The 21,199-nt window shown below is 29.0% G+C and carries 19 protein-coding genes and 1 other RNA gene; 16 read left to right on the forward strand and 4 right to left on the reverse strand.

Annotated features, from left to right (window positions below):
* Positions 1-54: 54 nt before the first annotated feature.
* The 5 genes from OW763_RS10230 to OW763_RS10250 all read left to right on the forward strand — a co-directional run bounded on the left by OW763_RS10230 (position 55) and on the right by OW763_RS10250 (position 5,116).
* Positions 55-492, forward strand: coding sequence for an RrF2 family transcriptional regulator (locus OW763_RS10230; RefSeq protein ID WP_268041018.1), 438 nt, complete (start codon positions 55-57; stop codon positions 490-492).
* A 154-nt stretch (positions 493-646) separates the two neighbouring features.
* Positions 647-1,576, forward strand: coding sequence for a cysteine synthase A (gene cysK, locus OW763_RS10235; RefSeq protein ID WP_268041020.1), 930 nt, complete (start codon positions 647-649; stop codon positions 1,574-1,576).
* A 68-nt stretch (positions 1,577-1,644) separates the two neighbouring features.
* Positions 1,645-2,829, forward strand: coding sequence for a cysteine desulfurase NifS (gene nifS / locus OW763_RS10240; protein ID WP_268041021.1), 1,185 nt, complete (start codon positions 1,645-1,647; stop codon positions 2,827-2,829).
* Positions 2,830-2,858: 29 nt separating this feature from the next.
* Positions 2,859-3,926 (forward strand): tRNA 2-thiouridine(34) synthase MnmA, encoded by a 1,068-nt coding sequence (gene mnmA / locus OW763_RS10245; RefSeq protein WP_268041022.1) that lies wholly within the window; start codon positions 2,859-2,861, stop codon positions 3,924-3,926.
* A 95-nt stretch (positions 3,927-4,021) separates the two neighbouring features.
* Positions 4,022-5,116 carry an alpha/beta fold hydrolase gene (locus OW763_RS10250; RefSeq protein ID WP_268041023.1) on the forward strand — a complete coding sequence of 365 codons (1,095 nt, stop codon included), beginning with the start codon at positions 4,022-4,024 and terminating at the stop codon, positions 5,114-5,116.
* Between the two features lie 136 nt (positions 5,117-5,252).
* On the opposite strand, the gene OW763_RS10255 is transcribed toward OW763_RS10250, so the two are convergent.
* Both OW763_RS10255 and OW763_RS10260 read right to left on the reverse strand, forming a co-directional pair.
* Positions 5,253-5,828, reverse strand: coding sequence for a DUF1700 domain-containing protein (locus OW763_RS10255; RefSeq protein WP_268041024.1), 576 nt, complete (start codon positions 5,826-5,828; stop codon positions 5,253-5,255).
* Position 5,829: 1 nt separating this feature from the next.
* On the reverse strand, positions 5,830-6,144 hold the full coding sequence (locus OW763_RS10260) for a PadR family transcriptional regulator (RefSeq protein ID WP_268041025.1): 315 nt from the start codon (positions 6,142-6,144) through the stop codon (positions 5,830-5,832).
* 333 nt (positions 6,145-6,477) lie between these two features.
* Between OW763_RS10260 and OW763_RS10265 the strand changes: the two genes are divergently transcribed.
* The 5 genes from OW763_RS10265 to OW763_RS10285 all read left to right on the forward strand — a co-directional run bounded on the left by OW763_RS10265 (position 6,478) and on the right by OW763_RS10285 (position 13,259).
* Positions 6,478-6,858, forward strand: a complete 381-nt coding sequence (locus tag OW763_RS10265) for a ribosomal maturation YjgA family protein (protein ID WP_268041026.1) — start codon at positions 6,478-6,480, stop codon at positions 6,856-6,858.
* A 56-nt stretch (positions 6,859-6,914) separates the two neighbouring features.
* The gene (locus OW763_RS10270; RefSeq protein WP_268041027.1) at positions 6,915-8,465 is read left to right on the forward strand and encodes a zinc metalloprotease HtpX; all 1,551 of its coding nucleotides are present in this window, start codon (positions 6,915-6,917) and stop codon (positions 8,463-8,465) included.
* A 111-nt stretch (positions 8,466-8,576) separates the two neighbouring features.
* Positions 8,577-9,218, forward strand: a complete 642-nt coding sequence (locus OW763_RS10275; RefSeq protein ID WP_268041028.1) for a lactate utilization protein — start codon at positions 8,577-8,579, stop codon at positions 9,216-9,218.
* Positions 9,219-9,409: 191 nt separating this feature from the next.
* The gene (gene adhE / locus OW763_RS10280; RefSeq protein WP_472924608.1) at positions 9,410-12,022 is read left to right on the forward strand and encodes a bifunctional acetaldehyde-CoA/alcohol dehydrogenase; all 2,613 of its coding nucleotides are present in this window, start codon (positions 9,410-9,412) and stop codon (positions 12,020-12,022) included.
* A 331-nt stretch (positions 12,023-12,353) separates the two neighbouring features.
* The gene (locus OW763_RS10285; protein WP_268041031.1) at positions 12,354-13,259 is read left to right on the forward strand and encodes a chemotaxis protein; all 906 of its coding nucleotides are present in this window, start codon (positions 12,354-12,356) and stop codon (positions 13,257-13,259) included.
* Between the two features lie 38 nt (positions 13,260-13,297).
* On the opposite strand, the gene OW763_RS10290 is transcribed toward OW763_RS10285, so the two are convergent.
* A complete protein-coding gene (locus OW763_RS10290) occupies positions 13,298-14,530 on the reverse strand; it encodes an aminopeptidase (protein ID WP_268041033.1) in 1,233 nt (410 codons plus the stop codon).
* Positions 14,531-14,826: 296 nt separating this feature from the next.
* Between OW763_RS10290 and OW763_RS10295 the strand changes: the two genes are divergently transcribed.
* The 6 genes from OW763_RS10295 (at position 14,827) to OW763_RS10320 (ending at position 19,641) form a co-directional block, all read left to right on the forward strand.
* Positions 14,827-15,687, forward strand: a complete 861-nt coding sequence (locus OW763_RS10295; RefSeq protein ID WP_268041034.1) for a carboxypeptidase-like regulatory domain-containing protein — start codon at positions 14,827-14,829, stop codon at positions 15,685-15,687.
* A 17-nt stretch (positions 15,688-15,704) separates the two neighbouring features.
* Positions 15,705-16,580, forward strand: a complete 876-nt coding sequence (locus tag OW763_RS10300; protein WP_268041035.1) for a carboxypeptidase-like regulatory domain-containing protein — start codon at positions 15,705-15,707, stop codon at positions 16,578-16,580.
* A 69-nt stretch (positions 16,581-16,649) separates the two neighbouring features.
* Positions 16,650-17,483, forward strand: coding sequence for a hypothetical protein (locus OW763_RS10305; RefSeq protein ID WP_268041036.1), 834 nt, complete (start codon positions 16,650-16,652; stop codon positions 17,481-17,483).
* A gap of 205 nt (positions 17,484-17,688) precedes the next feature.
* On the forward strand, positions 17,689-18,873 hold the full coding sequence (locus OW763_RS10310; RefSeq protein ID WP_268041037.1) for an O-antigen ligase family protein: 1,185 nt from the start codon (positions 17,689-17,691) through the stop codon (positions 18,871-18,873).
* A gap of 132 nt (positions 18,874-19,005) precedes the next feature.
* A non-coding RNA gene (gene ssrS / locus OW763_RS10315) (6S RNA) lies at positions 19,006-19,196 on the forward strand.
* 217 nt (positions 19,197-19,413) lie between these two features.
* Positions 19,414-19,641 (forward strand): hypothetical protein, encoded by a 228-nt coding sequence (locus OW763_RS10320; protein WP_268041038.1) that lies wholly within the window; start codon positions 19,414-19,416, stop codon positions 19,639-19,641.
* A 230-nt stretch (positions 19,642-19,871) separates the two neighbouring features.
* On the opposite strand, the gene OW763_RS10325 is transcribed toward OW763_RS10320, so the two are convergent.
* The gene (locus OW763_RS10325) at positions 19,872-21,167 is read right to left on the reverse strand and encodes an aspartate aminotransferase family protein (protein WP_268041039.1); all 1,296 of its coding nucleotides are present in this window, start codon (positions 21,165-21,167) and stop codon (positions 19,872-19,874) included.
* Between the last annotated feature and the right edge of the window lie 32 nt (positions 21,168-21,199).

The following is a 21,199-nucleotide window of genomic DNA, read 5'->3' on the forward strand; positions in this document are numbered from 1 at the left end:
ATACAAGTATAATCATAGTAAATCAATAGGAATTATAGGATAAGGAGACTTAGTGTGAAAATTTCAACTAAAGGAAGATATGGATTAAGAGCCATGATAGACCTTGCTGTACATTCTAGTGGTGAAGAACCTATTACTTTAAAAAGTATAGCTGAAAGACAAAATCTATCTGAAAGATACCTTGAACAAATATTTTCAGCTTTAAAGAAAAATGAATTAGTAAATAGCATAAAAGGTCCTCAAGGAGGATATATAATTTCAAAAAGTATGCACCAAATATCAGTAGGAGATATATTGAGAACTCTTGAAGGAAACTTGCATATAGTAAATTCAGAAGATATGATAAATGATAAAATAGAAGAATGCATAAAAAATAATGTATGGAATAAACTAAATGAAAGTATTGATAAAATAGTGGATTGCATTACTTTAGAAGACTTAGTTTTTGAGTATAATAAATCAATTTCACAAGGATATATGTATTATATATAGGTGATGAATTTTAACATTCAACTTATAAGGGGCAATTTACAGTTAAGGATATTTTGTAAAGTTTTATACCATGTAGTTTTTAAAAAAATTTTACGATAAAACCCATAAAAACTATAGGAATAATATAAATATAAAATTAAGGGGGAATTAAAAAATGAGAATAGCAAAAAATTTAACTGAGTTAATAGGAAATACTCCTTTAGTGGAGTTAGGGAATTATAAGAAGAATAATAAATTAAATGGTAATTTAATTGCAAAAGTAGAATACTTTAATCCAGCAGGTAGTGTTAAAGATAGAGTAGGATTTGCAATGTTAGAAGAAGCTGAAAAAAAAGGAATAATAAATAAAGATACTGTAATCATAGAACCTACAAGTGGTAATACTGGAGTTGGTTTAGCTTTAACAGCTGCAATAAAAGGCTATAAATTATTAATAACAATGCCAGAATCTATGAGCTTAGAGAGAAGAAAAATGCTAAAAGTATATGGAGCAGAATTAGTTTTAACACCTGCTTCTCAAGGTATGAAAGGTGCAATTGAAAAGGCTGAAGAATTAAATAGAGAAATAGAAAACTCATTTATTCCTCAACAATTTAATAATCCTGTAAATGCAGATGCTCATGAGAAAACAACAGCAGAAGAAATCTGGAGAGATACAGATGGAAAGGTGGATGTTTTTGTAGCTGGAGTAGGAACAGGTGGAACTATAACAGGAGTTGCAAGAGGATTAAAGAAGAAAAATCCAAACATAAAAATTGTAGCTATTGAGCCAGAAACATCAGCTGTATTATCTGGAGAAAAAGCAGGACCACATAAAATTCAAGGAATAGGTGCAGGGTTTATACCAGGTGTTTTAGATACTAATGTAATAGATGAAATAGTTAAAGTGAGTAATGATGATTCTTATGAAACAGCTAGAGAAATAGCTAAAGTAGAAGGGCTTTTAGTTGGAATTTCTTCTGGTGCAGCACTTTATGCAGCAAAGGAAATAGCAAAAAAAGAAGAAAATAAAGATAAGAATATAGTTGTATTGTTACCTGATACAGGCTCAAGATATTTATCAACTGATTTATTTGAAGAATAAAAGGGAATAATAAATGTACTGACTAATTAAAGGAAGGTGAAAATAAGGCTGCAGATTATGCAGCCTTTATGAATAATATGAAAAGAAATATATACATAGACTATGCAGCTACAACTTATATGAAATCAGAAGTTTTAGAAGAGATGAATCCTTATTTTACTGAATATTTTGGCAACCCATCTTCTATTCATTTCATGTCAAGAAAAACTAAAAGTGCTATAGATAAAGCAAGAAGGAGAGTTGCTAAAGTACTAAATAGTAAAGCAGATGAAATATTTTTTACATCAGGAGGTTCGGAATCAGATAACTGGGGTATAAAAGGAGTAGCTTTTGCAAATGAAGGTAAAGGAAATCATATAATTACTACAAAAATAGAGCATCATGCAGTACTGAATACTTGCAAGTATTTAGAAAAACATGGTTTTAAAGTTACATATTTATCAGTAAATAAGGAAGGTATGATAAGTTTAGAGGAATTAAAAAATGCAATTAGTGATAAAACTATTTTAGTTTCTATTATGTTTGCTAATAATGAAATTGGAACTATTCAACCTATTAAAGAAATAGGAGAGATATGTAGAGCAAAAAATGTTTTGTTTCATACAGATGCAGTACAGGCTACAGGACATGTATTTATAGATGTAGATGAGATGAATATAGATTTATTATCTTTATCAGCACATAAATTTTATGGTCCTAAAGGTATAGGAGTTCTTTATATAAAAAAAGGAATAAAAATCGATAATTTAATTCATGGAGGAAGTCAACAGAGAGCTAAAAGAAGTGGAACAGAAAATGTAGCTGGAATTGTAGGGCTTGGAAAGGCAATAGAACTTGCAGAAGAGACTTTGGAAGAAGAAAGAAATAGATTGATTTTATTGAGAGATAAATTAATAGACGGACTTTTAAAAATACCATATTCTAAATTAAATGGAGCCGTAGGAGAAAAAAGATTACCTGGTAATGTAAATATAAGTTTTGAATTTGTAGATGGAGAAGCATTGTTTATAAATCTAGATACTATGGGAATATGTGCATCTAGTGGTAGTGCTTGTTCAGCAGGTTCTGTTGAACCATCGCATGTACTTGATGCAATAGGTATACCTCAAAATATGATTGATAGCACTGTAAGATTTTCAATGGGTGAAAAAACTACAGAAGAAGATATCGATTATTTACTTAAAGTAATGTCAGATATAATTGAGAGAATAAGAAAGTTAAATTCAGAGTATAAACAAAAACTAAGAGTTTAACTTAGTATACAATAAAGAGGTGCAATAACATGAATAAGAAAGTAGTAATAGGAATGAGCGGAGGAGTAGATAGTTCTGTAGCAGCTTATCTTTTAAAAAAGCAGGGTTATGATGTTATAGGAGTAACTATGCAAATATGGCAAGAAGTTGAAGAAGCTGAATTAAGAGAAGGAGGTTGCTGTTCCTTAAGTGCTGTAGATGATGCAAGAAGAGTTGCTGATAAGCTAGATATTCCTTTTTATATTATGAATTTTAAAGAAGCTTTTAAGAAAAATGTTATAGATTATTTTATAGATGAATATATGGAAGGTAGAACGCCTAATCCTTGTATAGCTTGTAATAAGTTTATAAAATTCGATGCTTTTTTAAAAAAAGCTCAAGCTATTGGAGCAGATTATGTATCTACAGGACATTATGCTAGAATTTATAAAGAAGGAGACCGATATTTAGTAAGAAGGGCTGAGGATGATACTAAGGATCAAACATATGCGTTATATAATCTAACACAATATCAATTAGAACATACCGTAATGCCTTGTGGAGAATATAGAAAAACTGAAATTAGAGAAATAGCAAAGGAGATAGGTCTTGAAGTTCATAGCAAGAAAGATAGTCAGGAAATTTGCTTTGTATATGATAATGATCATGGAGCGTATATAAAAAATCAGGTGCCTGAAAAAGTTAAAGAAGGTAATTTTGTTGATAAAGAAGGAAATATATTAGGCAAGCATAAAGGAATAGTTTATTATACTATAGGACAGAGAAAAGGGTTAGGTATAGCATTAGGGAAACCTATGTATGTTGTAGATATAATTCCATACAAAAATGAAGTTGTTTTAGGTAGTGAAGAAGATATATTTAATACTGAGCTTATAGCAAAAGATATTAATTTTATTCCTTTTGATACTTTAGAACAACCATTAGAAGTAGAAGCTAAGGTAAGATATTCAGGAAAACCATCAAAGGCTGTAATAGCACCATTAGAAGATGGAAAAGTTAAAGTGATTTTTGAAACTAAGCAAAGAGCAATAACTAAAGGACAGTCTGTAGTATTTTATCAAGGAGATTTATTAGTTGGTGGAGGGGTTATTGAATAATATGTTTTAAAACTTTGCATATAGTTAAGTGGTAAAATAAATGATATTATTTATAGTAAGAACAATAAAATTAGTATAGTAGTTGGAGGGGTTTTTTGAAATCAAAGGTTGTATTAGTTCATGGATATAATAAAACTTCGAAAGACATGTTACCATTAAAGTATAACTTAGAAATATTGAATTATGAGGTGCTGTTAATTAATTTGCCTTTAACAGTAGAAAAGCTAGATTGTTCTATAGAGCTATTTAAAAAGAGAATGGAAGACATTCTAAAAACATTAGGAAAAAATGAAAAAATTCATTTAGTGGGTCATAGTACAGGAGGATTATTGATAAGAATTTTATTATCAAAGCTTCAGAATATAGACAAGATAGGAAGATGTGTTCTAATAGCAACACCTAATAAAGGAAGTAAATTAGCTGATACTGCTGGAGGTATATCACAAGAAATTGTGAAGTTCTTTAAAGTTTTAAAAGATCTTCAAATGGAAAATATAAAAGAAAGAAAAATAAAGAATATGAGTCAAGTAGAGATAGGTGCTATTGCAGGAAATAAAAATAATTTAATGTTAGGAAGTTTATTAGATGGTGAAAATGATGGAAGGGTTAGGGTTAATTCAGTTAGATATGATGGGTTAACAGATTTCATTGTTCTTCAATATAATCATAAAGAAATTCATCATAAATTTGAAACGGCAAGATTAATTGATAATTATTTTAATACAGGAAAATTTAAAGCCGAGGAATATGAAAAAAAAGAACAAATCATAAATAAAGATGATTTAATGTCAGTTAGGGATAATTCTAAATTCATAGGACAATTCTGTGAGGTGCTAGGTGGAAATATGTTAAATTGGGATATCTCAACTTCTGGTGGAAAGGTTTTTTGGAAAGATTCAACAGAATATAATGGGTGGAGATTACAGCAAAACAAAGTTACAGGTCACTGCAGAATTCTAAATCCAAAAGATTATAGAAAAGCGTGGGGAAGCCCAAAAGCTATGGAGAAGGCTATAAATGAAATTATACAAATTCAGAATTACCACCAAATTAATAATAAGTTTATCAATAATAAAAATAAAGAAGAACTGCTAAAAATACTAGAAAAATTAGATGAATTAAGAATCAAAGAAATTATTACAGAAGAAGAATTTAATAAAAAGAAAAATAATATTTTATCTAGAATTTAAGAAAATATGTAGATTCAGGGGTAGGTATGTATATCTACCTCTGAATCTACATATTTCTATATTGTATTCCAATAGAGCATAAAAATAAGTATATAGCCCTAAGAATTATTGGTTAAGTTAGGGGGAGTAGCATTAATTACTTATTATTTTTTATTATATTTATATTTCCTTTTATATAATTTAATAAAAATTTACCAAATTTTTTACTTAAAATATTCATACCTTTAAATAAGTAGTAGCTTAAAAAGCATACAACTATTCCTAATGGAATACTTAATAGTGGATTCAATGGGTTATGAACATTTTGTGGAAAAAATATTTTTAGTATAGGTGACAATGCAAGTGCTCCACCTGATATGAATACTCCAAAAACCAAAGCGTAAAGTCCAAATATTATGGAGCCACCACCTATAAAAACTATAGGAACAAAGAATAAGTTAAAGAATCCCAGTCCAGTTGCTGTTATCATAATTTTGAATATGTTACTAATTGTTGTGTTTTTTTCAGCAGTGTTTACAGCATATTCTGTTTTTATTATTTTAGCTAATTTATTTGGTTCTCCTAAAGCTTGTGCTATTTCTTCTTCATCTCTTCCTTGCTGTATACCTAATCTGAAATGTTCTTCATAATCAGATAAAATTTCCTTTCTATCTAATTCAGGAATATTTTTTAATTGTTTAGATAGTACTAACATAAATTTGTTTTTACTCATTCTATTCTTTACCTCCTAATAAGTCTTCTACTGCATTAGTGAATTTTTTCCATTCACTTTCTAGTTCGGTTTTGAATGTTTTTCCTTCTTCTGTTAATTTATAATATTTTCTCGGAGGTCCTTCTTTAGATTCTTGTAGATAAGTGGTCACATAATTATCTTTCTTTAATCTTCTTAATAAAGGATAAATAGTTCCTTCTGAAATAAAAATTTTCTTAGATATTTCATTAACTAATTCGTATCCATAACATTCTTTTTTATCAAGTGTAGATAGTACACATAATTCTAATACGCCTTTTTTAAATTGAATATTCATAGTATGCTATTTTCTCTCCTTTTTCTGGTGTGTGATTTGAATATAAGAATTTAAAATTCTTTTTGATATTAAAAATAATTACTAAGTATACATTAATTTCAAATAACAACTATATTATAACGCCAGGTATTGTATATTGCAAGGTACCTGCTAATATTTTTATTAAAATGTAGTTACAAAGAAAATACAAATAAATTATATAGTAAAAATATTGAACAAATATATAAATTGTGGGAAAATATTATATTGAAAGGAAACAATAATATTTAAGAATACTATGAGATATTATAAGAACATATAGGGTGTTATTAAAAAAGAGAAAGTAGGGGTAAGATGTCTAGAAATCGTATTACTTATTGTATCTTTATTTTACTTGTTATTTTGTTGGGTTTAGCTTCAAGGCATTATTCAAATTATTTGCCTAGATTTATGGCAAATTATTCAGGAGATACATTGTGGGGACTTATGATTTTCTTTTGCTTTGGGTTTATATTTAGAGATAAATCTATTAAGTTTGTGTTTTTTTGTGCTGTTATAGTTTCATTTTTGGTGGAAACAAGTCAGCTGTATCAGGCGAATTGGATTAATTCAATTCGTAGCACTTTTCTTGGGGGATTGATTTTAGGATTTGGATTTTTATGGAGCGATTTAGTTTGCTACTTTGTTGGAATTAGTGTTGGAACTTTATTGGAATATTACCATTATAAGGCTTGATATGATATAATTGTAATAAAAATCTAAAAATATTTAGCTGAAAAGAAGGTAATAAAATGAAGAATTATTATAAAGTTATGTTAAAGAAAGCCTTACTTTCAATGACATTATTGTTTGGAATAGTGTTTGCTGCTGCAACAGCCATTATATGGAAGGTAGGATTGGATTTAAGGTATGGGATTTTAGCTTCTATAATAATAGTAGCAATTCAGTTTCTTATTTCACCAATTATAATTGAGATTATATATGATATTATGTTTTATAAACCAGAGATTTTTTTTAGTGAAGAGGTTTTGCAATTTATAGATGAAACTTGTAAAGAATTAAATATATCTAAGCCTAAAATTGGAATTATAAAAGATGGTAATCCAAATGCATTTACTTATGGTTATACACCTAAAAATGCGAGATTAGTTGTAACTACAGGGCTTTTAGAAATACTCACAGAAGAAGAACAGAAGGCAGTTATATCTCATGAACTTGGACACATTAAGCATTATGATTTTATTGTTATGATGCTAGTATCCCTAATACCTATGATACTTTATCAAATATATATAAGCACAAAAAGTAAAAAGGAAAATGTTGCTTATTTTATTGGAATAGGTGCTTATATTGTGTATATTTTAAGTGGATTGTTTGTTCTTTCTTTTTCAAGAATAAGAGAATATTATGCTGATAATTTTTCAAAAGATATAATGGGAAGTGGAGAACCACTAAAAAGTGCTTTAATAAAAATTGCTTATGGAACAGCTAGTAGAGAAAAAGGAAAAGAGCCAGAAGCATCTTGTATGGCGTTTACAAATAATATTCAAAATGATGCTTTTATGCTTTCAAGCTATAAATTAAATGAAGAGAATAAAATTGACAATAAACTAATGAAGTGGGATATTAAAAATTTATGGGGAAGATGGTATGAATTTAATTCTACTCATCCACTTACAGCAAGAAGAATATTTGCTTTAACAGGAGAAAAAATAGAAGACATACATGTGTCCTTAAAAGATGTGACAAGATTTTTATGTGAGGTGTTTATAAATATTCTTCCATGGATAGTGTTGATTTTACCAGTATTTGTATTTGGGTTTGATAATATAATGCAGCGAGATATATTTGGAGCATTAATTGATGCATTTTGGAATAAACCTTTATTAATTTCTATTTTAGGAATAAGTATATTAATAAAATATTATTATTCTTTTAGAGGAAATCACGAGGAAATTAAAATATATGAACTTTTAGCAAGGGAAGATGCTTCACCTGTTAAAGGAATTCCAGCGATACTAAGAGGAAAAATTATAGGAAAAGGAATTCCAGGATTATTTTGTAGTGAAGATTTAGTTATAGATGATGGTACAGGAATTATGTTAGTAGACTACAGACAACCTTTAAGAATATTCGAATTTATTTTTGGAGTTTTTAAAGTTGAAAATATGAAGGAAAAAGAAGTTGAAGTGGTAGGATGGTATAAAAGAGGAATGAGACCTTATTTTGTATGTTTATCTATAATAACAGATGATAATTCAAGAATTTGTTTTAATTATATATTAAGGCAATTACTTGGATATGGGCTTATATTGATAGGCATATTATTAGCTATAGTATAGAGAAAATAAACAGTTTTGAATTATCTAAATTTCTCATCTAAGAATATGCAATAAATAAAAATTTAATGTTATAATTAAAAAATATACTAATTTTGAGAGGAGATAATATTTATGGATAAGAATACTGAATTTATTATTGAAAAAAGAGTTGAAAGAACTATAGAAAATTTAGAGAAGCATAATATGAATGGTTATTTTGTTCAAAATGAAAAAGAAGCTTTAAAGAAGATTGAAGAGTTAATGAATGAAGGAAATACAGTGTCAGTTGGTGGTTCTATGACTCTTTTTGAAAGTGGTGCAATAGAATTTTTAAGAAGTGATAAGTATAATTTTTTAGATAGATATAAAAAAGATTTGACAAAAGATCAAATTAAAGATATTTATAGAAAAAGTTTTTCTGCTGATGTATATTTAACAAGTAGTAATGCTATTACAGAAGATGGAGAACTTTATAATGTTGATGGTACAGGTAATAGAGTTGCAGCAATGGTTTATGGTCCAGATAAAGTTATTGTAGTTGTGGGAGTTAATAAAATAGTTAAAGATTTAGATGAAGCTATTATGAGAAATAGAGAAATTGCCGCACCTGCTAATGCTAAAAGATTAAATAGAAGTACTCCTTGTGCTAAAGTGGGGTATTGTATGGACTGCACTAGCAAAGATAGAATTTGTAATGATTATGTAGTTATAAGAAGACAAGGGTCTATAGGAAGAATTCATGTAATAATAGTTAATAAAGAATTAGGATATTAATAAATGAGCATCTACTAAAATTGTAGATGCTCATTTATTATTGAGGAAATTTTTAATTATGACATTTTATCATCATTAAGTATAATGCTGAATTTTTAGAATATTAAAGTTGATATTTAATTAAAATAATAAAAGTAATAAATTAATTAATTAAGATAATTATAATACTAGAGATAATTTCTAAAAGAGAGGTGTATACTATGAAGGTTACAAATGTAAAAGAATTGATAAAAAGAATGGAACAACTAAGAGTGGCTCAAAAGAAATTTGCAGAGTATACCCAAGAACAGGTGGATGAAATTTTTAGAAGCGCTGCTGTTGCTGCAAATAATGCAAGAATTAAACTTGCAAAAATGGCAGTTGAAGAAACCAAAATGGGTATTGTGGAAGATAAAGTAATAAAAAATCATTTTGCTTCAGAATATATTTATAACCAATATAAGGATGATAAAACTTGTGGAGTTATTGAAAAAGATGATTCTTTTGGTATTTCAAAAGTAGCAGAACCAATAGGGATTATAGCTGCTATTGTTCCAACTACAAATCCAACATCTACTGCAATATTTAAAGCACTCATTGCTTTGAAGACTAGAAATGGTATGATATTTTCACCACATCCAAGAGCAAAGAAATCAACCATTGCAGCTGCTAAAATAGTTTTAGAAGCTGCAGTTAAAGCTGGAGCACCACAAGGCATAATAGGATGGATAGATGAGCCTTCTGTGGAACTTTCACAAGTGGTAATGAGAGAAGCAGATTTGATTCTTGCTACTGGTGGCCCAGGAATGGTTAAGGCTGCATATTCTTCTGGTAAACCAGCTATAGGAGTTGGTGCAGGCAATACACCAGCTATTATAGATGAAACTGCTCATATTAAAATGGCGGTAAATTCAATACTTCTTTCAAAAAGTTTTGATAATGGGGTTATATGCGCTTCTGAACAGGCAGTATTAGTTATGGAAAAGGTTTATGATGAGGTTAAGAGAGAATTTGAAGAAAGAGGAGCTTATATACTTAAAGAGGATGAAATAGATAAAGTCAAAAAAACAATATTAATTGATGGGGTGTTAAACGCAAATATAGTCGGTCAACCAGCTTGCAAAATAGCAGAGATTGCAGGGATTAATGTCTCAGAAAATGCTAAAATTCTTATAGGAGAGGTTGACTCTGTAGAACCTGAAGAACCATTTGCACATGAAAAATTATCTCCAGTTCTTGCTATGTATAAAGTTAAAGATTTTGATGAAGCTTTGACAAAAGCAGTAAGACTTGTGGAACATGGAGGAATTGGTCATACTTCTGTATTATATACTGATCAAATTAAATCAAAAGATAGAATAGCTAAATTTGGTGCGGCAATGAAAACAGGAAGAACTATGGTAAATATGCCAGCAGCTCAAGGGGCGATAGGAGATGTATACAATTTTAAGTTAGCGCCTTCTTTAACTTTAGGGTGTGGTTCGTGGGGTGGAAACTCTGTATCAGAAAATGTAGGAGTTAAGCATTTATTAAACATCAAAAGTGTAGCTGAGAGGAGAGAAAACATGCTTTGGTTCAGAGTGCCAGAAAAAGTTTATTTCAAATATGGCTGCATTGGAGTGGCATTAAAAGAATTGAAAGATATGAATAAAAAGAAAGCATTTATTGTAACTGATAGAGTTCTGTACGAGTTAGGATATGCTGATAAGGTTACAGATATTTTAGATGAAATAGGAATTGAGTTTAAGGTGTTTTTTGATGTAGAACCAGACCCAAATCTTGCTACAGCTAAAAAGGGTGCTGAGCAAATGAAAAATTTTGAACCAGATACAATCATAGCAGTAGGTGGCGGATCACCAATGGATGCTGCAAAAATTATGTGGCTTATGTATGAGCATCCAGAAGTTAAATTCGAAGATCTTGCTATGCGGTTCATGGATATAAGAAAGAGGGTATATGCATTTCCTAAAATGGGTGAAAAAGCTATGATGATTGCTGTACCAACTTCAGCAGGTACAGGTTCTGAAGTTACTCCATTTGCAGTTATTACAGATGAAAAAACAGAAAATAAATATCCATTAGCTGATTATGAACTAACACCTGATATGGCTATAGTTGATGCCGAATTAATGATGAATATGCCTAAAGGACTAACAGCAGCTTCTGGTATAGATGCTTTAACTCATGCTATAGAGTCCTATGTATCTGTATTGGCTTCAGAATATACTAATGGAATGGCACTAGAAGCAATAAGATTAATATTCAAATATTTACCACAAGCTTATAATGAAGGAGCAATTAATATAAAAGCAAGAGAAAAGATGGCACATGCTTCCACTATGGCAGGAATGGCTTTTGCAAATGCTTTTTTGGGAGTATGTCACTCAATGGCACATAAATTAGGGTCAATGCATCATACAGCACATGGTATAGCAAATGGATTATTAATTAATGAAGTTATTAGATTTAATGCTGCAGATAATCCAAAAAAGCAAGCGGCGTTTCCACAATATAAATATCCAAATGCAAAATGGAGATATGCAAGAATTGCTGATTACTTAAGATTAGGTGGTAGTACAGAAGAGGAAAAGGTAGAACTTTTAATAAAAGCCATTGATGAATTGAAAGCTAAAGTTAATTTACCAATGACAATAAGTGAAGCGGGTGTTTCTAAGGAAAAATTTTATACTAATTTAGATGAAATGAGTGAAAAAGCTTTCGATGATCAATGTACTGGAGCTAATCCAAGATATCCTTTGATTAATGAAATTAAACAAATGTATATCAATGCGTTTGAAAAAAAGGTTAAAGATACAATGTTATAAAAAGTTTTACTACAATTAAGATATAAAATTTTTGGTTGAAACTAAAAATTTCGTATGTTAAAATATAGTAAAATAGTATTGATAAGCTCAAGTAGATATATTTTAAATATAAGCTAGTTGAGAATGAACATTATACAAAAATTTTATAAATTAATTTTACTTGACAAGATTTGAAAAAAGCAGTAAATGCTAAGTTTAAAAAAGTCAGTACTAGAAAACCTGTAAGTTTTTTGTGCTGACTTTTTATTTATTTGGTAATGAGGGGAGGAAAACTTTAATAAAAAATATAAGCGACTATAGAGATACATAATTAACAATAGGGGGAGTACTGATGAATAACAAGGGAATATTATTAGAAAGCGGAACAGGGGAATTAGAAGTACTTGAATTTGTTGTGAATGAAAAACATTATGCTATTAATGTTATAAAAACAAAAGAGATAGTAAAAGTAGACAATATTACTAAATTACCTAATTCAAAACCTGCTGTATCTGGAGTATCATTACTTCGAGGTGAGGTTATAACTGTAATAGATTTAAAATATATTTTGGAAAAAGAAATTCAAGATGATGCTAAAAAAAGTATGACAATAATATGTGAATTTAATAAAACTACTGTAGCATTTTTAGTGGATAAAGTTGTAGGAATACATCGTATAGGTTGGAGTGAGATTAAAAAACCAGATTCTATTGTGGAAAATTCACTTGTTATAGGAAATATATTAATGGGAAATAAAATGTTAATGCTTTTAGATTTTGAAAAAATGATTATGGATATAAGCTCATCTTATGGTAATTACGAAAAAAACATTGAAAAGGTCAAATATGATGTGGATAGATCAGATGTTAGATTAGTTTTAGCAGATGATTCTACAATGATTAGAAAAATATTAAAGGATGTATTAATTAAGGCAGGGTATAATAATCTTACTTTTTTTGATGATGGGCAGCAGGCTTATGGTTATTTAATGGATTTAGTAAATAAAAAAGGAGAAGGATTTTTAGAAGATGTACAAATGTTAATAACAGATATTGAAATGCCGCAGATGGATGGACATACACTTACACGTAAGGTAAAGGAAAATGATATACTTAAAAAACTTCCAGTTGTAATATTCTCTTCTTTAATTACTGATGATTTGCATCATAAAGGAATATCAGTAGGAGCAGATGCACAAATCAGTAAACCAGATATAGACAATCTAGTTAATCTTATAGATGAATTATGTATTAACTAAAGGTTATCTGCTTTTTAGCAGATAACCTTTAGTTTTCTTTAAAATGCCCAATTCCCATTTTTGAAGATTTGAATTTTTTCTCCCGTATTTGTTTCTCCTATTATATCGAGGTCACTAGAACCTATCATAAAATCTTCATGAATTAAGGAAGTATTAGCTCCGAATTCTTTTAACTGTTCCTCAGTCATTTCACTACCGCCTTCAATACAACTTGGATAAGCCATGCCTAGAGCTAAATGACAGGAAGCATTTTCATCAAATAATGTGTTGTAAAAAATAATGTTTGAGTTTGAAATTGGTGAGTCATGAGGTACTAAAGCAACTTCACCAAGATAATGAGAACCTTCATCTGTTTCTATTAGTTTTTTCAATGTTTCATAGCCTTGTTCTGCTGAAAAATTGATGACTTTGCCATCTTTAAAAGTTAATGTGAAATTATCAATTAAATTACCGCCATAGTTAAGAGGTTTTGTGCTTTTTACCTTACCGTTTACACCTGCTTTTAATGGTAGAGTAAATATTTCTTCTGTTGGAATATTGGCAACAAAATAAGTTCTTTTTTTATTATACTCTCCACCACCTGCCCAAAGGTGATTCTTTGGGAGTTGTATTGTTAAATCTGTATCTGTTGAAACAAAATGAAGAGTTTTCAATTTTTGTTTATTTAAGAATTCAGTTTTTTCATTTATATTTTTTAAATGCTCATTCCATGCTTTGATAGAATCGGTTTTATCTACTCTAACTATTTTAAAAATATAGTCCCAGAGTTTTTCTACAGCATCTTTTTCAGAAAGCGCTGGAAAAACTTTTTTTGCCCAACCTTTGGTTGGAATTGAAACTACTGACCAAGCAACTGTACTATTCATTATGTATTCTCTGTAATTCTTTAAAGCAATCGATCTTGCCTTATTGGCTTCTGCAATTTTTTTAGGATCTACAGCTTTTAAAAGCTCAGGATTAGATGCTGAAATTGAAAGGAATGCTGCTCCTCCTTTTGCAAGTTGTTCGTAACCATCTGCTTTCCAAAGTGGAAAATCCTTAAAAGCTTTTTCTGGTGCATTTAGATATTTTATAAGAGTTAATTCTTCATCGTTCCATTCAACATGAACATTTTTTGCACCTAGCTTATAGGCATTTTTTGCTATAAGTCTTACAAATTCTGCACATTCTATTGGTGAATTTATAACAAGAGTTTGATCAGTTTGAATATTAACTCCTGTTTTGACTGTAAGTTCTGCGTATTTTTCAAGAAGTTCACTAAACTTCTCCATTTTATCACTCCCTAATAAGTTAAATGTATTTTTAAAAATAGTTATCTTAGTTCTTATTATTAGTTTATCGTAAAGCAAATATTAGTCAATTTAATTTATGATTCCATACTCTTAGATTTAAATATTGTATATTAAAGGGAATCATGTAATTATGGTAACTTATTTTAATTTAATTTCATATAAATATTATTAGGAAACAACCTAATAGCTACAAAAATTAGATTATACTGCTTTTAATTTTAAATATGAATCTAAATGCATATTTTGTAGTAATTTTAATTAAAGGAGGCAGTTAAATGAGTGATTTATATAAACTAGGTCAATCACAACAGGGAAGCGTAGAAAAGGTTGGCGAAGAAATTAGATTAGATATACAGTTAGATGATAACCCGTTTTTGAATATGGGAACTATTCTTGGTACTATTACTGACAATGATGATAAGCCTATCGAAGGTGTTTTGGTAAAAATCATGGATAATGATCACAATCCATTGTATCATACATTAACAGATGCAGAAGGAAAGTATAACTTAACGGGGTTAACTCCAGGATCAGAATATCATTTTTATGCAGTGAAAGATGGATATCTTCTTAAAGAAGAAAGAGGATTTGCTATAGAAGCTGGTCAAACTATAGAAATAAATTCTAAAATAACTCCTGATCCAAATGCTGTACTATCAACTATTACAGGTCACACATTTGATACTGACGGAAATCCTGTAGAAAATATGATAGCAACATTACTAAAAGTTGAACAGGGTGAACAAACGCCAGTAGCAGTTACAACCACTAATGAATATGGTCAAGCGGTTTTTGTAAATGTTGCAATAGGAAGTTATATTGCCAGAGTTACAAAACAAGGATATGAGACAGCTGCAATTGAAATTCAAGTTACAGAACCAGGTTCAATAACGAACATTGATGCAGTTGTATCTACATCTTCTACAGAGTCTCAAGGAACCATAAATGGTATTATAACTGATAAAGCTGGAAATCCAATAGCATCAGCAGTAGTTATTTTATATGAGGTTACTGGAGATGAAGAAAATCCAGAATTAATTCCTTTTAGATATACAAGAACATCAACAAATGGTGCGTATCTGTTTGGAGAAGTTCCTAAAGGTAACTATATTGTAAAATCAAATAAAGAATCTTAATAATGTGAGGTGATATTATGGCAGAAAATAAAGATTTATATAAATTAGGTCAGTCTGAAACAGGTTCGATTGTTGATAGAGGACAGGAAATTCGTATTGATTTACAATTAGATGATAATATAATAGCTGATACAGGTACAGTTTTTGGTAAAACTTTAGATGGGGATGGAAATCCAATTTCAGATGTTACAATAAAAATAACAGATACAGAGTACAATCCTAAATATCATACACTTACACATGCTGAAGGAGAATTTACTATAGATAATGTTAAAGCTGGAGAACAATATTTAATATTGGCAGTTAAAGATAAGTATACTTTAAAACAAGGTACTCCTTTTGTAATGCAGAAATCTCAACAAGTAGAGAGAAATTTTGTAATGACGCTTGATAATGGTTCGGCTAATAGTTTAGTGGCTGGAGATGTGCTAAACGAAAAGGGTGATAAGGTTGAAGGAGTTACTGTAAGGTTATATAATAATTCTGGAGCTGAGCCAGTGCTGTTAAAGACAACACACACAAATCAATTTGGACAATATGCCTTTTTTGATATAGCACAGGGAATGTATATTTTAGAGATTTCATTATTAGGTTATAAAACAACCGAAACAACTTTTGTTATAAGTGAAACAGACAAAGTTATGAATATAAATTTGACTATGCTGAATGATCCGATTGGTAGACAAGGTACTATAAATGGTGTTATAAATGATAAAGATGGAATATTAGTTGAAGGGGCATTTGTTGTATTATTTAAAGTAGAAACAGATGGAGAAGAAAAAGAAAAATTAGTTCCTATAAGGAAGACTATTACAAATGATGAAGGCGTATATCTATTTGAACAAGTACCGGAGGGTAATTATAAGATTAAATCAAACAAATTAGCACCTTAATAATTAATTGACATATAGATATATCTATATGTCAATTATATACATAACCAATTATTTGAGAGGGATTGTATGGATAAGTATGAATTAGGGCAATCACAAATGGGCAGTGTAACTGAGCAGCAGCAAGAAATTAGGTTGGATTTAGAATTAGAAAAAAATATTTACTATGACAGTTCCATTATATATGGTTATATAAATGATTTGTGTGAAAATCCTATACAAAATGCTAGAGTTAGCTTTATCGATGAGGATAATAAGGAAATAGGAGCAGTGTATAGTTCAAAACAAGGTTTTTATATTTATATGGGGGTTAAACAAAACAGTAAAATAAAAATTGTTGTTGAAAAAATTGGTTATAAGAAGATGGTAAGTGAGTCATTAAATATATATTCAGAAGCATATGAATATAATGTTTACTTAGAACAAGCAATAATACCTGATAAAACTTTGATTTCAGGTCATATAGTAGATGAGAAAGATATTCCCTTAGCAAATATTTCTATGTACTTATTGAAAAAAACTTGTTACGGAGGGGAAATTATATATAAAGTAACTATTTCAAATATTTATGGACAATTTGTTTTTTCAAGAATACCAAAAGGAAATTACTGTATTATTGTAAATAATCCTAAATTTAAGGCTTACCAAGAATATATTGAAATAATTGAAACAGATAAAATTTTTGATATAAATATTAAGCTTATTAAAAGAAATACAAAAACAAAGATAAGTGGGCAAGTCAAAGACAAAATTGGTAATCCGATTCCTAATGCTTTAGCAATCTTATATAGAATTGAAGAAGATGGAAGATTTGTTTCTGTAAAATATACTATGTGTGATCAAGAAGGAAAATATAGTTTTGCAGATATTCCTTATGCTAATTATGTGGTAAAGGCAAAATAATAGTTAGTAGGTGTGGAATAGAAAATTAAATATTACAGATAATAAAATCATAGGCAAATTTAGAAAAGATATATAATATATGCGTTGGGAAATATAATATGTAAATAATTTACCAACGCATTTTTATAGTATTATATAGTTGATTATAATTAATATGCAAATTTTTGTTACAACAAAGATTAGTAAATGGCGGGAGAGAACATAAATGGTGTTTCTAAGTATTCTTTTGATCGTATTTTCACCCTATCTTGCATTTTTACCTATGATTAGTATAGGGTTTAAGGCGGTACACAAAAATAATCTTATATTAAGAAATATTTGGAATATAGGATTGTTTTTTCTTTTTATTTGGTCTTTTCTTGTTGGAATTATAAATACTAATAAGATTTCCGTCATAGCTTCTTTAGCAATTTTATTCTATTTTTTCTTTAGTGTGTATTTACAAAATTACTATAATACAGTACAACAAATAGAACAGCTTTTTAAAAAGATTATGTTAATTTCTGTAGGATCTGGAATTATTGGATTTATAGAAAGATTTAAGGGAATTCAGTATAAGTATGCTTGGTGGAAGTGTTTAATTGGAATTTATCCACCAGTTTCATTTAGTGAAAGTTATAGGATTTCGGGAACTTTTGGAAATCCTAATATAGCAGGAACATGGTATGCAGTTATGGTTCTTATGTGTTTTTATTTTTATAAAAAATCACTTAAAATTGAAAAGATATTTTATATAGTATTAGCTGCATTGTTTATTAGTGTTTTATTCATGACAGAATCGCGTGGAGCAATTATAGGTCTAATATTAGGAATGATTACATATGCTTATTTTAGAGAAGATAAAAAGAAAATGATATTTCTAATACTTTTTTTTACATTAGGTGTAATATTAATGTTTATTTTTCCTCATTATTTTCCAAGAGGAGAAGGAGTGTTTACTTCAATAGAAGATCGTAAAGCTATTTGGAGAAACTGCTTAAATATGTTTAAGTTTAAGCCTGTTACTGGATGGGGATTAATGGGGATATATTTTGCGGATAAAAGTATTTATCATTACATAAGAGTAGTTCATGGACACAATATTTTGATTACAATAGCAACTACATTAGGAGCAGTTGGAGCTAGCATTTTTGTTTGTATGAAATTATACCTTTTTAAAGAAATTTGGTTTCTTAATAAGCAACATTGCCCATTAAGTCCTTTATTAGCAGGTATAGAAGCTATTATTTTAGGTCAGGGCCTAGTTGATTTTACAATTATGAGTCCTCAAGCAGGAATAATATTTTTTGGATGTTCAGCAATTATTAATGGTCTTGCTTTTCAATATAAGAGTGTACCATTGAGTGAATGTGTTTCAATACCATTTTTGTCAAGAGCTAAAAATAAATAAAATAAATATCCAAAATTTTATTAAAAAATTATTGCATTTTATTTATAATACTTATATAATAAATGTGTCAGACGAGTTCATTTTAATATAATGTAAACCTTTTGAGTTCATATTATATTGAATAATTGAGTTGACTATCTGAAATACTTGTCACGCTCTTATTTTGAACCTACAGTACTTAAACGGGAGTTCAATATTTAGGTGTAGATTGGAACTATAAGGCCTTATTTGTTATAAGGCAAGAACAGTGATGCATTTGTGAGGACACCCACCTATCGTAGAGATAGGTGTCAAAATCAGGGCAACGGTATTTCGGATTTATAAATCAGATAATAAATTAAATAGGATTATAGGAGAGGGATGCACCTCTCCTTTTTTATTTATTAAAGTTTAGAAATTATTATTGAAAAGGTTTGGATTTTTATAAATAGGGTAAACTAAACGTATACATGAATATTTACAAAGCTTGAGATTTAGCTGATATATATATATTATAAAGTTATAAACATGTTAAAATATTTAAAAAGGAGATGAATTTAAATGATACTTCCAATAAGTAAACAAAATCAATTTAAGAATTATGTTCAGGATGCTTTGGTTGAAAAATATGATTATTCAATAGAAGAAGCAAAAGAAATGATTGATAGCTCAGCATTAATAGAAGAATTACAAAAAAATGATAAATATGTTATGTATTTTGATGCTGAATTTTGGGCAAGTAAAATATCTGCAAAAAATAAATATGTTAAGATTGAGCAAATGTGCTAACAACAATCATAAGTATTTAACAGGAGTTTTATAGATTTAGCAATAAAAATTCTATTTTAAATTAGTAAATCTGAGACTGGGAGAGTGATTTGCTGATTTGTTTGAAATTTATGTATCATCTACTTATAGGTAGATGCTTTTTTATTTTTTGGTTATATTTTTTATTTAGCTAAGTTTTAGAAAATATTGTTTTTACAGTATTCTAAAACTTAGCTAAATAGAATTTTATTTTAATATTTAGTTAGTTTTTTATAAATTATATTTAATACTGAATCTAACTCAGTTAATAAAAATGTTATATCATTTTCGTTAATAACAAGGGGAGGTTGAAAAGCTAACACATTTCTATCAAGACCATTTTTCCCTAGAAGTATACCTCTGTCTTTTAAATTTTCTAATATAAAATCTGTTTCTTCAGAAGCAGGCTCTCCATTTTCTTTTATAAGTTCAGCACCAAGCATAAGACCTATACCACGAATATCTTTTATAAGTGGATATTTGTTTTTAAGATTAATTAATCCTTCTTTTAATTTTGTACCTAATATTTTAGCTTTTTTACAAAGATTATTATCTTTTATATAATCTAGTACGGCTATTCCTGTTTCGGAAGAAACTGGATTTCCACCTAAAGTAGATGCAGAGGCTTTTGTGAAGGATGCTGATATATTATCATTTGTGCAAAATGCAGCTATAGGCATTCCATTACCTAAAGCTTTTGCAACAGTTATAATATCAGGAATAGTATCATAGTGCTCAATTGCAAACATATTACCAGTTCTCCCAAAACCGGTTTGAACTTCATCAATAATTAAAAGAATATTATGTTCATTTAATAGCTGTTTTAATTTTTTAAAGTACCATTTGGGTGGAGTTATCATACCACCATTTCCCTGAATAGGTTCTGCTATTAATGCCGCTATTTTTTCAGCACCATTTATTTTGATAGCTTTTTTTATTGCCTTTAGTGAGTCTAAAGCTGCTTCATTAAGGTCCTTATTTTTACTATAGGCATTTGGAACAAAAATTATTGAACTATCAAGATTTGGATCAGCTCTCCACATTGGAATTGCAGTTGCACTCATTGTTAAATATGTACGCCCATGTAGTCCATTTTCTAGTGCAATAAATTTATTTTTACCCGTATGTAATCTTGCTAATAAAAGAGCTCCTTCATTTGCTTCTGAGCCTGTACAGCAGAAAAAAGAATGTTTTATATTACCAGGCAGTACCTCGGCGAGTCTTTCTGCTAAATTTACAATGGATTGAGTTAAATAAATAGTGGTAGTATGTTGTAAAGTTTTCATTTGAGTAATTGCTGCTTCAAGAATTACAGGATTACAATGTCCACAATTCATTACTGAAACACCAGCAAAAAAATCTAGATATTTTTTTCCAGTAGAATCAAATAAATACTGCATGTCACCTTTTACTATTTGGGGTGGGTTTTTATAAAAGTGATGAGTACAAGGGTACAAAAAATCTTTTTTCTTTTTAATTATTTCACTAGGACCTATGTAATTATTCAATGCTAGTACCTCCTTGATATATGTTCTGTAAA

Source organism: Clostridium aestuarii (assembly GCF_026735135.1).
In the GTDB taxonomy this organism is placed as follows: Bacteria; Bacillota; Clostridia; order Clostridiales; family Clostridiaceae; genus Clostridium_H; species Clostridium_H aestuarii.

What these genes read in the sequence shown, in the direction of transcription:
- cysK (WP_268041020.1), top strand. Translation starts at nt 647, where the DNA reads ATGAGAATAGCAAAAAATTTAACTGAGTTAATAGGAAATACTCCTTTA.
- nifS (WP_268041021.1), top strand. Translation starts at nt 1,645, where the DNA reads ATGAATAATATGAAAAGAAATATATACATAGACTATGCAGCTACAACT.
- mnmA (WP_268041022.1), top strand. Translation starts at nt 2,859, where the DNA reads ATGAATAAGAAAGTAGTAATAGGAATGAGCGGAGGAGTAGATAGTTCT.
- OW763_RS10255 (WP_268041024.1), bottom strand. Translation starts at nt 5,828, where the DNA reads ATGAGTAAAAACAAATTTATGTTAGTACTATCTAAACAATTAAAAAAT.
- OW763_RS10260 (WP_268041025.1), bottom strand. Translation starts at nt 6,144, where the DNA reads ATGAATATTCAATTTAAAAAAGGCGTATTAGAATTATGTGTACTATCT.
- OW763_RS10265 (WP_268041026.1), top strand. Translation starts at nt 6,478, where the DNA reads ATGTCTAGAAATCGTATTACTTATTGTATCTTTATTTTACTTGTTATT.
- OW763_RS10270 (WP_268041027.1), top strand. Translation starts at nt 6,915, where the DNA reads ATGAAGAATTATTATAAAGTTATGTTAAAGAAAGCCTTACTTTCAATG.
- OW763_RS10275 (WP_268041028.1), top strand. Translation starts at nt 8,577, where the DNA reads ATGGATAAGAATACTGAATTTATTATTGAAAAAAGAGTTGAAAGAACT.
- OW763_RS10285 (WP_268041031.1), top strand. Translation starts at nt 12,354, where the DNA reads ATGAATAACAAGGGAATATTATTAGAAAGCGGAACAGGGGAATTAGAA.
- OW763_RS10290 (WP_268041033.1), bottom strand. Translation starts at nt 14,530, where the DNA reads ATGGAGAAGTTTAGTGAACTTCTTGAAAAATACGCAGAACTTACAGTC.
- OW763_RS10295 (WP_268041034.1), top strand. Translation starts at nt 14,827, where the DNA reads ATGAGTGATTTATATAAACTAGGTCAATCACAACAGGGAAGCGTAGAA.
- OW763_RS10300 (WP_268041035.1), top strand. Translation starts at nt 15,705, where the DNA reads ATGGCAGAAAATAAAGATTTATATAAATTAGGTCAGTCTGAAACAGGT.
- OW763_RS10305 (WP_268041036.1), top strand. Translation starts at nt 16,650, where the DNA reads ATGGATAAGTATGAATTAGGGCAATCACAAATGGGCAGTGTAACTGAG.
- OW763_RS10310 (WP_268041037.1), top strand. Translation starts at nt 17,689, where the DNA reads ATGGTGTTTCTAAGTATTCTTTTGATCGTATTTTCACCCTATCTTGCA.
- OW763_RS10320 (WP_268041038.1), top strand. Translation starts at nt 19,414, where the DNA reads ATGATACTTCCAATAAGTAAACAAAATCAATTTAAGAATTATGTTCAG.